We start from the raw sequence: 15,130 nt of genomic DNA, 5'->3' as shown, positions 1-15,130 counted from the left end.
GCCCCCCTCGGGCGCGTGCTGGTCTCGTGCGCTCCCGCCTCGTTCCCTAGGATCGCGAGCATGCAGCTGGCACTGCGCAACATCACCAAGCGCTTCGGAGCGCTCGTCGCCAACGACCACATCTCCCTGACCGTCGAGCCCGGGGAGGTGCACTGCCTCCTCGGCGAGAACGGCGCCGGCAAGTCGACGCTGATGAACGTCCTCTACGGCCTCTACCAGGCCGACGAGGGCGAGATCGTCCTGGACGGGGAGGTGCAGAGCTTCGCCGGCCCCGGTGACGCGATCGCCTCGGGCATCGGCATGGTCCACCAGCACTTCATGCTGGTGCCGGTCTTCACCGTCGCGGAGAACGTCGTGCTGGGCAACGAGCAGACCGGCTTCGCCGGGAAGCTCGACCTGGAGGCCGCCCGCGAGAAGGTCCGCGAGATCTCGGCACGGTTCGGCTTCCACGTCGACCCCGACGCCGTCGTCGAGGACCTCCCCGTCGGCGTCCAGCAGCGCGTCGAGATCATCAAGGCGCTCTCCCGCGACGCGAAGGTCCTCGTCTTCGACGAGCCGACCGCGGTGCTCACCCCGCAGGAGACCGACGAGCTGATGGGCATCATGCGCCAGCTCAAGTCCTCCGGGGTCGGGATCGTCTTCATCACCCACAAGCTCCGCGAGGTGCGCGAGGTGGCGGACCGGATCACGGTCATCCGCCTCGGCAAGGTCGTCGGCGAGGCCGAGCCGACCGCCAGCAACACCGAGCTGGCCTCGCTCATGGTGGGTCGCGCCGTCGAGCTGACCGTCCAGAAGGACGCCCCGACCCTCGGGGACGACGCGCTCGTGGTCTCCGACCTCGTGGTCCGCGACGACACCGGCCTCGCCCACGTCAACGGCATGACCTTCACCGTGCGCGCCGGCGAGGTGCTGTGCGTGGCCGGCGTGCAGGGCAACGGGCAGACCGAGCTCACCGAGGCGCTCATGGGCCTCCAGGAGCACGTGGCCGGGTCCATCACGCTGGACGGCAAGGAGCTCGTCGGCCGCAACGTGCGCCAGGTGCTCGACTCCGGCGTGGGCTTCGTGCCCGAGGACCGCCAGGTCGACGGCCTGGTCAGCTCCTTCACCATCGCCGAGAACCTCATGCTCGACCGCAGCTTCTCCGGCCCGTTCGTGAGCGCCGGCACCGTGCGCCGGGCCGACCTGGACGCCTTCGCCCAGGCCAAGCTCGAGGAGTACGACGTCCGCGCCCCCGGCATCACCACGCAGGCGGGCAACCTCTCGGGCGGCAACCAGCAGAAGGTCGTCGTGGCTCGCGAGCTGTCGAAGGACCTGCGGCTCCTCGTGGCCGCGCAACCCACCCGCGGCGTGGACGTCGGCTCGATCGAGTTCATCCACAAGCAGATCATCGCCACGCGAGACGCCGGCGTACCCGTCGTGGTCGTCTCGACCGAGCTCGACGAGGTCGTGGCCCTCGCAGACAGGATCATGGTCGTGTACCGAGGTCAGATCGTCGGCATCGTCCCCGCGGACACCCCGCGCGACGTGCTCGGGCTGATGATGACCGGTGAGCGTCCGGCGGGGGTGGCCTGATGAGCGACGACGACGCCGCCACCGCCCAGGCCTCCCCTCCCCCGGAGAGCGAGCAGCCGACGCCGCCGGAGCAGCACAACTACTGGCACACCGTGCTGCGCTCCATCACCCAGGGCAACGCGCTGGTCGCGGTGGGCGCGATCATCCTGGCCGTCCTGGTCGGCTCGCTGATGATCCTGTTCACCGACGAGGAGGTCCGCACGACCTTCGGCTACATCGGTGCGCGCCCCAGCGACTTCTTCGCCGCGTCCTGGAACGCGATCGAGGGGGCGTACTCGGCGCTGTTCCGCGGGTCGGTCTACAACACCAACGCGGACGACTTCCTCTCCGGCATCCGACCCTTGACCGAGACCCTGAAGTACGCGGCACCGCTGATCCTCGCGGGCCTCGGCGTCGGCCTGGCCTTCCGGGCCGGCATGTTCAACATCGGTGGCCAGGGCCAGATGCTGCTGGCCGGCGGCGCCGCCGGCTGGATCGCGCTCTCGGAGTCGCTCTCCTCGCTGACCATCTGGATCCACCTGCCGCTGGCGATCATCGTGGGCGCCCTGGCCGGTGCCCTGTGGGCCGGGCTCGCGGGCCTGCTCAAGGCGCGCACCGGCGCGCACGAGGTGATCGTCACGATCATGCTCAACTACGTCGGCTACTACCTGCTGTTCTTCGCGCTCTCGCGGCAGGGCCTGCTCCAGCAGCCCGGCTCGTCGAACCCGAAGTCGGCGCCCGCGCAGGACACCGCGATCCTCCCCGACCTGCTCGGGGACCGCTTCAACCTGCACGCCGGCTTCCTGCTCGCCGTCGCGGCCGTCGCCTTCTGCTGGTGGCTGCTGAACCGCTCGGCGCTGGGCTACCGGTTCCGCGCGGTGGGCGAGAACCCGCACGCCGCCCGCACCGCCGGCATCGACGTCGGCCGCACCTACGTGGCCGCGATGCTGATCGCCGGTGCCCTCGTGGGCCTGGCCGGCGTGAACCAGGTGCTGGGCACCGTCACCAGTGGCGTCGCCCTCGACCTGGACTCCGGCATCGGCTTCGACGCCATCACCGTGGCCCTCCTCGGGCGCTCGCGGCCGATCGGCATCTTCTTCGCGGGCCTGCTCTTCGGCGCCTTCAAGTCCGGCGGCTTCCTGATGCAGGCCTCGGAGGGCATCCCGGTCGACATCGTGCTGGTCGTGCAGTCCCTCATCGTCCTGTTCCTCGCGGCTCCGCCCCTCGTGCGGGCCGTCTTCCGCCTGCCCACGAAGGAGGCCGCATGAGCACCACCGCCCCCGCCTCCGCGCCGGTCGCGTCGCCGGACCGGGTCGAGATCGTCCCGCGCAAGGTCCCGGTGATCCTCACGGTGATCACGGTGGCCCTCGCGCTGGCCGTGGCCCTGGGCGCCCAGGACGGCGACACCACGTTCCGCCTGGCCACCGGCAAGGACCTCTTCCAGCTGCCCGACGTGGTCGTCCCCGCGGAGCTGACCGCGTGGATCGGGATCGTCGTGATGGCCCTGGTCTCCGTCGACTCCTGGCGCCGGCAGCTCACCGGGCACCGCACCCCGATGTGGGAGACGGCGCTGTACGCCGTGGTCGGTCTCCTGGCGTTCCTGGCCTGGGCCGCCGCGGACGGCACCATCCCCATGGTCGGCCTGCTGTCCGGCTCGCTGGCCCTGGCCGTCCCGCTCGTCTTCGGCGCCCTGGGCGGCGTGCTCGGCGAGCGGGCGGGCGTCGTGAACATCGCGATCGAGGGGCAGCTGCTCTTCGGCGCGTTCGCCGCAGCCATCGTCGGTTCCCTGGCCGCTCCCCCGCTGGTCTCCGCGCTGGGCGAGAGCGCCGGTGACTTCACCGGCGCGATCGTCGCCTCGGCGGGTGCCGCGTTCGCGGGCATGCTCGTCGCGGTGCTGCTGGCCGTGTTCGCGGTCCGCTACTTCGTCGAGCAGGTGATCGTCGGTGTCGTGCTCAACGTGCTGGTCATCGGCGTCACGAGCTTCATGTTCAGCCAGGTGCTCGCGCCCAACGCGGCCACGCTGAACTCGCCGCCGCGGTTCCGCGCCATCGACATCCCGATCCTGGGCGACATCCCGCTCATCGGTCCGGTGCTGTTCCGGCAGACCCTGCTCGTCTACGCGCTCTACGTGGCCGTGGCACTGGTGACCTTCGCGCTGTGGCGCACCCGGTGGGGCCTGCGGCTGCGGGCCGTCGGCGAGCACCCGAAGGCCGCCGACACCGTGGGCATCAAGGTGAACCGCACCCGGTTCCGCACCGTGCTGCTCGCGGGCGCCATCGCCGGCCTGGGCGGCGCCTCGTACACGCTGGTGGCCGTCTCGCAGTTCAACCGGGAGATGACCGGCGGCGCGGGCTACATCGCCCTGGCGGCGGTCATCTTCGGCAAGTGGGACCCCATCCGGGCCACGCTGGCCGCCCTGCTGTTCGGCTTCGCCTCCCAGCTCCAGGGCACCCTGTCGGTCATCGGCTCGCCGGTGCCCAGCCAGTTCATGCTGATGCTGCCCTACGTGGTGACGCTGTTCGCCGTCGCCGGCCTGGTCGGGCACTCCCGGCCGCCCGCGGCGTCCGGGCAGCCGTACAAGCTCGGCTAGCACTCCTCGGGCGGCCGCACGGCCGTCCCACGCAGCACGAGGGCCGGTCCTCCCCGCGGGGAGGACCGGCCCTCACTGCGTCCAGCGAGGGCTCACCGGTACTCGCACGGGTCGTTGCTCGTCAGGGTGGTGGAGGTGACGCGCCAGTCCGGACCCTCGCGGACCAGGAGGTCGGTGGTCTGGGCGAATGCGACGGCGGGCTCGACCGGCTTGCGCGTGCGCGCGTCCACGTCGACCGCGCTGTTGCGGAAGCAGGTCAGGACGCGGGCCCGGTCGCCGGTGACGCTGACCCGGCGCACTCCCAGGATTGCCCCGCCCATCTGGTCGTGGCCCTGGCGGGCCAGCTCGCGGCTGTAGGAGACGACGAACGCGGCGGCCGCACCGGTGGCCAGCTCGTGGACGCGGCCCTGGTCGACGCGCTGGGTGCGGAACGAGCGCAGCCGCTCGTCCCAGTAGGCCAGGTGCACGTCGAGGACGGCGCGTTGCTCGGCGTCGAGGCGCCGCGGCTCCCGCCCGGCGATCAGCTCACCGTCGCGGGGGTCGCGCGGCACGGTCCGGTCCGCGCCGTCTTTCGAGCCGTCCGTCGCGCCGGCGTCGGCGCCGGCCGAGGCGTCCGGATCATCGGGCGCGGCCGCACTGGGGGATGCGTCGAGCTCGATCTCCTCGGTGGCACCGCCGTCGTCCGCGCAGCCCGCGGTGGCCAGGAGCGCGGCGAGCACCAGTGCCGGTGCCGCGACGCGCGCGCGGGGGCGCCGCTGGGAGTGGCGTCGCACAGGTCGTCCTTCCCGAGGAGTGATCCGACCCAGCCACGGTGCCCGCGTCAGGAAGGACTAAACACCCGTTGCCCCACCGGGCGCCGCGAGCGAGGTGAGCGAGGTGAGCGAGGTGAGTGCTGCGCCCGCGAGCATCCGCGCGCCCACGCCGATGGCGGCCTCGTCGACGACGAGGTCGCCCTGGTGCAGGTCGTAGACCCGGCCTCCGGGCGTCCGCGTGCCGAGCCGGAACATCGCGCCCGGCACGGTGTCGGTGTACCAGCCGAAGTCCTCGCCGCCGAGGCTCTGCACGGCCTGGTCGGCGTGGCCGGGGCCGAGCAGGGCGGCGGCGGTTGCGGCGAGCGCGGCGTGGGCGGCGGGGTCGTTGACCACGGGCGCCACGCCCCGCTGGTAGTCGAGGTGGGCGGTGACGCCGTAGGGCCGCACGATCTGCGGGACCAGCTCGCGGACCATGTCCTCGCAGGAGTGCCAGGTCTCGCGGTCGAGGATGCGGATGGTGCCGGCGAGCAGGCCGTCGCGCGGGATGACGTTGACCGCCGAGCCGGAGCGGACCACGCCCCACACCACCGAGACCCCCGCGCGGGGGTCCAGCCGCCGCGAGAGCACGGCGGGCAGCTCGGTGACGAGCTTGGCCAGCGCGAAGGTCAGGTCCCCGGTGAGGTGCGGGCGGGAGGTGTGGCCGCCGGTGCCCTCCAGCCGGATCTCGATCTTGTCGGCCGCGCTGGTCAGCGCGCCCGAGCGCAGCGCGACCCGACCCACCTCGACCACCGGGTCGCAGTGCAGCGCGAAGATCCGCTCGACCTCGTCGAGGTGTCCCTCCGAGAGCACCTCGAGGGCGCCCCCGGGCATGACCTCCTCGGCCGGCTGGAAGACCAGCCGCACCCGCCCCGGCAGCAGGCCGGCGCGGTGCACCTCGGTCAGCGCGGCCGCGGCCCCGACGACCGCCGTCATGTGCACGTCGTGCCCGCAGGCGTGGGCGACGCCGGGCACGGTGCTGGCGAAGGGGACGTCGGAGACCTCCTGCACCGGCAGCGCGTCGATGTCCGTGCGCAGCGCGACGAGCGGCCCGGCGTCCCCGAGGTCGGCCACGAAGCCGGACCGGGCCAGGCGCTGCGTGCGCCAGCCCAGGGAGGTCACCGCGGCCACGAGCCGCTCGGTGGTCTGCTCCTCGGCCCAGGAGACCTCCGGGTGCGCGTGCAGCTCGCGGCGCAGCGCCACCAGGTCCGCCGTCCGCTGGTCGACGACCTCGGTGAGGATCGCGGCGGTCGGGGACGGCAGGGCGGGAAGACTCGGCATGGCGGTCTCATCCTAGGCGGGACGGAGCCGTGGGCACCCGTCCGGGCGGCCCACGCGCCGGCACGGCGGACCGCACCGGGCGGGGGCGGTCACGAAGACCCGGTCGGGGCCGCGTCGAAGGCCGCCAGCAGCCGGTCGGCGGCCACGGTCGCGGGCAGCTCTCCGGCGAGGACGGCGGCGCGCACCTCGTCCCGCACCGCCCGGACGCCGGGCGAGAGCCGCAGCCGCTGGTCGAGCTCGTCGCGCACCAGGGCCCAGGTGAAGTCCAGCTGCTGCTCGGCGCGCTTGGCGCCCAGGCCGGCCTCGCCGAGGTGCTCCCGGTGCGCCTGCACCCGCTGCCAGAGGTCCTCGACGCCGTCCCCGTGCAGCCCGGAGCAGGTCACCACCGGCGGCGCCCACTCGTCGTGACCGCGCACCATGCGCAGTGCGCCGGCCAGGTCGCGGGCGGCGGCGCGGGCCTCGACCGCCCGGTCGCCGTCGGCCTTGTTGACGGCGATGACGTCGGCGATCTCGAGGATGCCCTTCTTGATCCCCTGGAGCTGGTCGCCGGTGCGAGCCAGCGTGAGGAAGAGGAACGTGTCGACCATCCCGGCCACCGTCACCTCGCTCTGGCCCACGCCGACGGTCTCCACGAGCACCACGTCGAAGCCCGCGGCCTCCAGCACGGTCATCGCCTGCACCGTGGCGCGCGCGACGCCGCCCAGCGTGCCCGCCGACGGGGAGGGGCGGATGAACGCGGCGGGCTCGGAGGCGAGACGGCCCATCCGCGTCTTGTCGCCGAGCACGGAGCCGCCGGTGCGCACGGACGAGGGGTCCACGGCCAGCACCCCGACCCGGTGGCCGGCCTGCGTCAGCCGCACCCCGAGGCCCTCGATGAAGGTGGACTTGCCGACGCCGGGGACGCCGGAGATGCCGACGCGCACGACGCCGGGCCCCGCCGCCAGGTCGGCCACCCGGGTCAGCAGCACCCGCGCCATCGCCCGGTGCTGGGGCCGCGTCGACTCCACCAGTGTGATGGCCTGCGCCACCTGGGCGCGTCGCCCGGCGCGCACGCCCTCCACGAGGGCGTCCACGCGGGCGGCGGAGCGCTCGTCGAGGTCCGCGCCGGTGCCCGCGTCGGTGTGCGGGAGCTCGGGCGAGCCCGGCATCAGTGCCCGAGCTGCTCGCGCAGGCCGGCGAGCAGCGACAGCGCGGACTCTGCGATCACCGTGCCCGGCAGGAACACCTCGGCCGCGCCCATCTGCTTGAGCGTGGGGACGTCGTCGGGCGGGATGACGCCGCCGATGACGACCATGATGTCCTCACGCCCCTGCTCCGCCAGCGCCTGCCGCAGCGCGGGGAGCAGCGCGAGGTGGCCGGCGGCGAGCGAGGAGACGCCGACGATGTGCACGTCGTTGTCGACGGCCTGCTGCGCGACCTCCTCGGGGGTGGAGAACAGCGGCCCGACGTCGACGTCGAAGCCCATGTCGGCGAAGGCCGAGACGATCACCTTCTGGCCGCGGTCGTGCCCGTCCTGGCCCATCTTGGCCACGAGGATGCGGGGGCGGCGCCCCTCGGCCTCGGCGAACTCCTCGGTCTCGGCCAGGACGCGGGTGACGGCGGACCCGCCCTCGCCCTCGGCAGCAGTGTCGCGGTACACGCCGGAGATCGTACGGATGACGGCCTGGTGGCGCCCGTAGACCTTCTCCAGGGCGTCCGAGATCTCCCCGACGGTCGCCTTGGCCCGCGCGGCGTCGACCGCCAGGCCCAGGAGGTTGCCCTCCAGGCCCGACCCGGCGCCCTGCTCGGCCGCGTTCGTGATCTTCTCCAGCGCCGCGGCGACCTCGCCCGCGTCCCGCTCGGCGCGCAGCCGCTCGAGCTTGGCGACCTGGGCGCGGTAGACCTCGTCGTTGTCGACGCGCAGGACGTCGAGGTGGTCCTCGGCGGCCGGGCGGAAGGTGTTGACCCCGATGACCTTCTGGGCGCCGGAGTCGATGCGCGCCTGGGTGCGGGCGGCTGCCTCCTCGATGCGCATCTTCGGGATGCCCTGCTCGATCGCGGCGGCCATGCCGCCGGCGGCCTCGGCCTCCATGATGTGGGCCCAGGCCTTCTCGGCGAGGTCGTGGGTGAGCCGCTCGACGTAGTAGGAGCCGCCCCAGGGATCGATGGTGCCGGTGGTGCCGGACTCCTGCTGCAGCAGCAGCTGGGTGTTGCGGGCGATGCGCGCGGAGAAGTCGGTCGGCAGCGCGATCGCCTCGTCCAGGGCGTTGGTGTGCAGCGACTGCGTGTGGCCCTGGGTCGCCGCCATCGCCTCGATGCAGGTGCGTCCCACGTTGTTGAACACGTCCTGGGCGGTCAGCGACCAGCCGGAGGTCTGGCTGTGCGTGCGCAGCGAGAGCGACTTGGGGTTCTGCGGGTCGAACTGGCGCACGAGCCGCGCCCAGAGCGCGCGGGCGGCGCGCATCTTCGCGACCTCGGAGAAGAAGTTCATCCCGATGGCCCAGAAGAAGGACAGCCGCGGAGCGAAGGCGTCGATGTCGAGGCCGGCCTCGAGGCCGGCGCGGATGTACTCGACGCCGTCGGCCAGCGTGTAGGCGAGCTCGAGGTCGTTGGTCGCCCCGGCCTCCTGCATGTGGTAGCCGGAGATCGAGATGGAGTTGAACCGTGGCATCCGTGCGGCGGTGAACGCGAAGATGTCGGAGATGATCCGCATGCTCGGCGCCGGCGGGTAGATGTAGGTGTTGCGGACCATGAACTCCTTGAGGATGTCGTTCTGGATGGTCCCGCTCAGCTGCTCCGGCTTCACCCCCTGCTCCTCGGCCGCCGCGATGTAGAGCGCGAGGACGGGCAGCACGGCGCCGTTCATCGTCATCGAGACCGACATCTTGTCCAGCGGGATGCCGTCGAACAGGGTGCGTGCGTCGTAGATGGAGTCGATGGCCACGCCCGCCATGCCGACGTCGCCGCGCACGCGCGGGTGGTCGGAGTCGTAGCCGCGGTGGGTGGCCAGGTCGAAGGCGACCGAGAGGCCCTTCTGGCCGGCCGCCAGGTTGCGTCGGTAGAAGGCGTTGGACGCCTCGGCGGTGGAGAAGCCCGCGTACTGCCGGATCGTCCACGGCTGGGTGGTGTACATCGTCGGGTAGGGCCCCCGCAGGAACGGGCTGAGCCCCGGCAGGGTGTCGAGCGCGTCCAGGCCCTCGAGGTCGGCGGGCCCGTAGGACTGCTTGACCTCGATCCCCTCGGGGCTGGTCCAGGTCTCGTCCTGGCCCCAGCCCATGGTCCAGTCGGGGCTGGTGCCCTCGTCGCCCGGCGCGGCGGTCAGCGGCAGGCCGGTGAAGCTGGTCGGGACGCTCACAGCGACTCCCCCTCGGTGCTCTCGAGCGCGGCCCCGAGAGCCGCTCTGGTGCGGGTCAGGAACGCGAGCGCGTCCACGCCCATGGCGCAGGAGTCGTCGGCGTGGTCGGCCGGCTTGCCGGCGACCACCACGCGGGTGGCGCCGGCGGCACGCAGGGCCTCGGCCGCGGCGGCGCCCCACTCCTCGTAGGTCGGGTCGCTGCCGGCGAGGACGACGACGGGCTGGCCGTCCCAGGCCGCGACCAGGTCGTCGGGGCCGGTGGTGGCGCCGGCGACGTCGACGGCGATCCCGCCGGCGGCCAGCAGGTTCGTGGCGAACGTGGCGCGGGCCGTGTGCTGGGCGACCGGGCCGAGGGTGGCCAGGAAGGCGTGCCTGGCCGGCGGCTCGTCTCGCATCGCCTCGTAGGCCCGGGCCCAGCCGACGACGTCCTCGAACGCGGCCGACGGCTCCCGCACGGGCAGGTCCTCGGCCAGGTTCGGGAACTCCGAGACGCCGGTGACCGGACGCCTCCGGGTGGCGACCTGGGCGTCGCGCTCGGCCACCGTCGCGGCGATGCGCTCCTCCAGGAGCCCGAGGTCCGGGCCGTCGGGGGTGTCGAGGTCGATGAACAGCGCCCACGCGGCCTCGGCGAGGTCGTGGGTCAGCCGCTCGATCGCGTACGAGCCGCCGGCGGGGTCGGCGACCCGGGCGACGTGCGACTCCTCGACCAGCAGGTGGGAGGTGTTGCGCGCGATGCGACGACCGAAGGACTCCGAGCGGCCCAGCGGGGCGTCGAAGGGCAGCACGGTGACGGCGTCCGCCCCGCCGACGCCTGCGGAGAACGCGGCGACCGTGGTGCGCAGCATGTTCGTGTAGGAGTCGTAGCGCGTCATCATCGGCCGGCTCGTGACCGCGTGGATGCGCGACCCCACGCCGGCGTGCCCCGTGCTCACCTCCAGCACCCGGTCCCAGAGCCGACGCAGAGCCCGCACCTTGGCGACCGAGGCGAGCTGCTCGTCGGTGACGGCGACCCGGAGCTCGATCAGCGTCGACGCCACCAGCGGCGGGAGGCCACCCGCCTCGAGCACCCGCAGCACCCGCACCCCGGAGGCCAGGACGTGGGCCAGCTCCGTGCCGTCGGAGGCGCCCCGGTCGTGGACCGCGGTGCCGTCCACCACCACGCCGGCGACACCGGCGCTCTGGGCCAGGCGGGCCACCGCGACCAGCGCGTCGGCGTCGGCGTCGGCCGGGCAGCCGAGGTTGGTGCCGCGGGCGGGCAGGACACCCTCCTCCAGGGAGGAGCCCAGCACGGAGAGGAAGGCGTCGGCCGCCGCGAGGGGGGCGGCCGGGGCGTCGAGCACGACGCCGGCCAGGTCGAGCAGGACGCCGTCCAGGCGCTCGGCCAGCTCGTCGGTCAGGTCCTCGCCGGTGGCCGTCTCCTCGTCGAGCTGCAGCCACACCGAGGTGGTGCCGCCGTCGAGGTCCGCCAGCGCGGTCTCCCTGGCGAGGTCGGCCGGCATCGGCTCGACCAGCCCGCGCACGTCCCAGCCGCGGGCGACCCTCGGCCGCTCCCGCTCCGGGAGCTCCGCGACCGAGGCCGCGGTGCCCAGCGGCGTCACCCCGACGCCGTCCAGCGTCCGTCGGGTCAGCTTCTGCCAGACCAGGCCGTCGGCGTCGTCCTCGCCGAGCCGACGGGCCTTGCGCAGGACGGCGGCGGCGGCCGCCTCCCAGGCCGCGACCGGCCGCTCGTCCTCGGGGGTCGCGAGCGCGAGGGTGCCCTGGTCAGGGCCGTCGGTGGGGCGGGGACTGCTCATGAGGGGACCCTAGGCCGGGGCAGTGACGCCCGCCACCCGGTGTGATCTGCTCGACGGACGCTTGCGCCCGCTGGTGAGGGAGGTCCGGGCCCGGCAGGACCTCCGACCCCGTCGCCGGGGCCGGACGCCGGGACGCCCGGGAGGTCAACCCCGCCCAGGGCCGCCACGGCAGAGGCGTTTGTCACACAGGCCGTGGTGAGCGCCACGTCGCGGGAGAGGTAACCTACCGGCCGTGGCAACACCGACTCTCGTACGAGGAGCGCGTGCGTCGCGCTCGATGATCACGCTCAAGATCGTCATGGCCGGCAGCGGGCTGATCTTCATCGCCTTCACGCTGCTGCACATGTACGGCAACCTGCACGCGTTCGCGGGGGAGGTGGCCTTCAACGAGTACGCCGAGCACCTGCGCACGCTGGGCGAGCCGATGCTCCCCTACAGCGGCGCGCTGTGGGTGATCCGCATCCTGCTGATCGTGTCGCTGGTCGCCCACGTCTACAGCGCGGCGAAGCTGTGGCGTCGGTCGAACGAGGCGCGCCGGGTCAAGTACGCGGTGAAGAAGAACGTCCACTCCTCGCTCTCCTCGCGGACGATGCGGTGGGGCGGCATCACGCTGCTGGCCTTCATCATCTGGCACCTGCTGAACTTCACCATCGGCAAGGTCAACGTGACCGGGGGCGAGACCAACAACCCCTACCAGCTGGTCGTGGACTCCTTCTCCACCTGGTGGCTGACGATCATCTACCTGATCGCCATGGCCGCCCTGGGCATGCACCTGCACCACGGCACCTGGAGCGCCATGCAGACGCTGGGCTTCACCACCTCCCCGGTGGCGCGCAAGCGCGCCAAGATCGCGGGCTGGGTCGTGGCCGTCGTCATCGCCGGCGGGTTCTCCCTCGTGCCGCTGTTCACGCTCTTCGGCGTGATCACCTACTGACCCCCCGCTGAGAGGACACCTCACATGGCTTCCAACGCCGACGTCAGCGGTCTCACGCAGCTGACCCAGCCCCCGCACCAGACCTCCGACGACGCCCGCGGCTACTACACGCCGGGCGAGCCGATCGCCGACACCAAGGCGCCGGCCGGTCTGATCAAGGACCGCTGGACCACGCACAAGATGAACAACCGGCTGGTCAACCCGGCCAACCGCCGCAAGATGAGCGTCATCATCGTCGGCACCGGCCTGGCCGGTGGCGCCGCGGCCGCGACCATGGGTGAGGCCGGCTTCCACGTGAAGTCGTTCTGCTACCAGGACTCCCCGCGTCGCGCCCACTCGATCGCCGCCCAGGGCGGCATCAACGCGGCGAAGAACTACAAGGAGGACGGCGACTCCGTCTACCGCCTCTTCTACGACACCGTGAAGGGTGGCGACTACCGCTCGCGGGAGTCGAACGTCTACCGCCTGGCCGAGGTCAGCGCGAACATCATCGACCAGTGCGTCGCGCAGGGCGTCCCGTTCGCCCGCGACTACGCCGGCCTGCTCGACAACCGCTCGTTCGGCGGCGTGCAGGTCTCCCGGACGTTCTACGCCCGCGGCCAGACGGGTCAGCAGCTGCTGATCGGCGCCTACCAGGCCCTCGAGCGCCAGATCGCCGCCGGCACCGTGGAGGAGTTCACCCGCCACGAGATGCTCGAGCTGATCATGGTCGACGGCAAGGCCCGCGGCATCATCGCCCGCGACCTGGTCACCGGTGAGATCGAGACCCACCTCGCCGACGCCGTCGTCATCGCCTCCGGCGGCTACGGCAACGTCTTCTTCCTCTCCACCAACGCGATGGGCTCCAACGTCACCGCGTCGTGGCGCGCGCACCGCAAGGGCGCCTACATGGCCAACCCCTGCTACACGCAGATCCACCCGACCTGCATCCCGGTCTCCGGCGACCACCAGTCGAAGCTGACCCTGATGTCGGAGTCGCTGCGCAACGACGGCCGCATCTGGGTGCCGAAGAACCGCGAGGACTGCGACAAGGACCCGCGCGACATCCCCGAGGAGGACCGCGACTACTACCTGGAGCGGATCTACCCCTCCTTCGGCAACCTGGTCCCCCGCGACATCGCCTCCCGCCAGGCCAAGAACGTCTGCGACGAGGGTCGCGGCGTCGGCCCGCTGGTCGGCGACTTCCGCCGCGGCGTCTACCTCGACTTCACCGACGCGATCTCCCGCATGGGCATCGACGGCGTGAAGGAGAAGTACGACAACCTCTTCGACATGTACGCCCGGATCACCGGCGAGAACCCGTACGAGACGCCGATGCGGATCTACCCCGCGGTGCACTACGTCATGGGCGGCCTCTGGGTGGACTACGACCTCCAGTCGAACCTGCCGGGCCTGTTCGTGGCCGGCGAGGCGAACTTCTCCGACCACGGCGCCAACCGCCTGGGCGCCTCGGCGCTCATGCAGGGCCTGGCGGACGGCTACTTCGTCCTGCCGAACACGATCCGCGAGTACCTCGCGGACGCCCCGTTCGACAAGATCGACGAGAGCCACCCGGCCGTCGTCGAGGCCCGCGAGTCGGTCGAGCAGCGCGTCTCGACGTTCCTGTCGATCAACGGCACCCGCAGCGTGGACAGCTACCACAAGGAGCTGGGCCACATCATGTGGGAGTACTGCGGCATGGAGCGCACCGAGGAGGGCCTGCGCAAGGCGATCGACCAGATCCGCGAGCTCAAGGCCGACTTCTGGTCCAACCTCAAGGTGCTGGGCACCGCCGACAGCCTCAACCAGAGCCTCGAGAAGGCCGGCCGCGTCGCCGACTTCCTGGAGCTCGGCGAGCTGATGTGCATCGACGCGCTGAACCGGCGCGAGTCCTGCGGCGGGCACTTCCGCGCCGAGTCCCAGACCGAGGAGGGCGAGGCGCTGCGTCACGACGACGAGTTCGCCTACGTCGCCGCGTGGGAGTTCGGCGGGGACGGCGGCCAGCCGGTCCTGCACAAGGAAGACCTGATCTACACCGCCATCGAGATGAAGCAGCGGAGCTACAAGTGAGACTCACCCTCAAGATCTGGCGGCAGGCGAACGCGACCGCGACGGGCGCGCTCAAGACCTACCAGCTGGACTCGGTCTCCGAGGACATGTCCTTCCTGGAGATGCTCGACGTCCTGAACGAGGACCTCAACGCCAAGGGCGAGGACCCCGTCACCTTCGACCACGACTGCCGCGAGGGCATCTGCGGCGCGTGCTCGCTGATGATCAACGGCGAGGCGCACGGGCCGGAGGTCACCACGACCTGCCAGCTGCACATGCGCTCGTTCAACGACGGCGACACCATCACCATCGAGCCGTGGCGTGCCGGGGCCTTCCCGGTGGTCAAGGACCTGATGGTCGACCGCTCCGCCTTCGACCGGATCATCCAGTCCGGCGGCTACGTCTCCGCGAACACCGGCTCCGCCCCCGAGGCCAACTCGGTGCCGGCGCCCCGCGACAAGGCGATGCGTGCCTTCAACACCGCCACGTGCATCGGCTGCGGCGCCTGCGTCGCGGCCTGCCCCAACGGCTCCGCCTCGCTGTTCCTCGGCGCGAAGATCACCCACCTCGGTGAGCTGCCGCAGGGCCAGCCGGAGCGCTGGGACCGCGTGGTCTCCATGGTCGGCCAGCACGACGCCGAGGGCTTCGGCGGCTGCACCAACATCGGCGAGTGCGCCAGCGCCTGCCCGAAGGAGATCCCGCTCGACGTGATCTCCCAGCTGAACAAGGACCTGCGCACCGCGCTGAAGAACGGTCACTGACCCACCGCCACTGACTCAGGCTGACGAGAGCCCCTCCCCCGCTGCGCGGGTGAGGGGCTCTCGTGCGTCC

At 72.2% G+C, this 15,130-nt stretch carries 11 protein-coding genes; 6 read left to right on the top strand and 5 right to left on the bottom strand.

The features are described from left to right. Nucleotides 1-60: 60 nt before the first annotated feature. The 3 genes from M8316_RS07355 to M8316_RS07345 are packed head-to-tail and all read left to right on the top strand — an operon-like array spanning nt 61 to nt 4,141. Nucleotides 61-1,572 carry an ABC transporter ATP-binding protein gene (locus tag M8316_RS07355; RefSeq protein ID WP_250053321.1) on the top strand — a complete coding sequence of 504 codons (1,512 nt, stop codon included), beginning with the start codon at nt 61-63 and terminating at the stop codon, nt 1,570-1,572. Continuing rightward, complete coding sequence (locus M8316_RS07350; RefSeq protein ID WP_250053319.1) at nt 1,572-2,819, top strand: ABC transporter permease; 1,248 nt, start codon at nt 1,572-1,574, stop codon at nt 2,817-2,819. The genes M8316_RS07355 and M8316_RS07350 overlap by 1 nt, the downstream gene beginning before the upstream one ends. Beyond that, a complete protein-coding gene (locus M8316_RS07345; protein ID WP_250053317.1) occupies nt 2,816-4,141 on the top strand; it encodes an ABC transporter permease in 1,326 nt (441 codons plus the stop codon). Before M8316_RS07350 ends, M8316_RS07345 begins: the two co-directional genes overlap by 4 nt. A gap of 92 nt (nt 4,142-4,233) precedes the next feature. Here the strand turns inward: M8316_RS07345 and M8316_RS07340 are convergent, their stop codons facing one another. The 5 genes from M8316_RS07340 to M8316_RS07320 all read right to left on the bottom strand — a co-directional run bounded on the left by M8316_RS07340 (nt 4,234) and on the right by M8316_RS07320 (nt 11,337). Further along, the gene (locus tag M8316_RS07340; RefSeq protein WP_250053315.1) at nt 4,234-4,914 is read right to left on the bottom strand and encodes a hypothetical protein; all 681 of its coding nucleotides are present in this window, start codon (nt 4,912-4,914) and stop codon (nt 4,234-4,236) included. A gap of 57 nt (nt 4,915-4,971) precedes the next feature. Next, nucleotides 4,972-6,210 carry an amidohydrolase gene (locus M8316_RS07335; protein ID WP_250053313.1) on the bottom strand — a complete coding sequence of 413 codons (1,239 nt, stop codon included), beginning with the start codon at nt 6,208-6,210 and terminating at the stop codon, nt 4,972-4,974. A gap of 89 nt (nt 6,211-6,299) precedes the next feature. Beyond that, nucleotides 6,300-7,358, bottom strand: coding sequence for a methylmalonyl Co-A mutase-associated GTPase MeaB (gene meaB / locus M8316_RS07330; RefSeq protein WP_250053311.1), 1,059 nt, complete (start codon nt 7,356-7,358; stop codon nt 6,300-6,302). Continuing rightward, the gene (gene scpA, locus M8316_RS07325; RefSeq protein WP_372490565.1) at nt 7,358-9,517 is read right to left on the bottom strand and encodes a methylmalonyl-CoA mutase; all 2,160 of its coding nucleotides are present in this window, start codon (nt 9,515-9,517) and stop codon (nt 7,358-7,360) included. Before scpA ends, meaB begins: the two co-directional genes overlap by 1 nt. 23 nt (nt 9,518-9,540) lie before the next feature. Further along, on the bottom strand, nt 9,541-11,337 hold the full coding sequence (locus M8316_RS07320; RefSeq protein WP_250053309.1) for a methylmalonyl-CoA mutase family protein: 1,797 nt from the start codon (nt 11,335-11,337) through the stop codon (nt 9,541-9,543). A 232-nt stretch (nt 11,338-11,569) separates the two neighbouring features. Between M8316_RS07320 and M8316_RS07315 the strand changes: the two genes are divergently transcribed. The 3 genes from M8316_RS07315 to M8316_RS07305 are packed head-to-tail and all read left to right on the top strand — an operon-like array spanning nt 11,570 to nt 15,060. Then, nucleotides 11,570-12,271 carry a succinate dehydrogenase cytochrome b subunit gene (locus tag M8316_RS07315; RefSeq protein ID WP_250053306.1) on the top strand — a complete coding sequence of 234 codons (702 nt, stop codon included), beginning with the start codon at nt 11,570-11,572 and terminating at the stop codon, nt 12,269-12,271. Nucleotides 12,272-12,295: 24 nt separating this feature from the next. Next, nucleotides 12,296-14,320, top strand: a complete 2,025-nt coding sequence (locus M8316_RS07310; RefSeq protein ID WP_250053304.1) for a fumarate reductase/succinate dehydrogenase flavoprotein subunit — start codon at nt 12,296-12,298, stop codon at nt 14,318-14,320. Next, nucleotides 14,317-15,060: a succinate dehydrogenase/fumarate reductase iron-sulfur subunit gene (locus tag M8316_RS07305; protein WP_250053302.1), complete on the top strand. Its 744-nt coding sequence runs from the start codon at nt 14,317-14,319 to the stop codon at nt 15,058-15,060. Before M8316_RS07310 ends, M8316_RS07305 begins: the two co-directional genes overlap by 4 nt. The last annotated feature ends 70 nt before the right edge of the window (nt 15,061-15,130 follow it).

The sequence above is a fragment of the Nocardioides bruguierae genome (genome assembly GCF_023554635.1).
Classification (GTDB): Bacteria; Actinomycetota; Actinomycetes; order Propionibacteriales; family Nocardioidaceae; genus Nocardioides; species Nocardioides bruguierae.
This window is presented reverse-complemented; position numbering and strand designations above follow the sequence as displayed.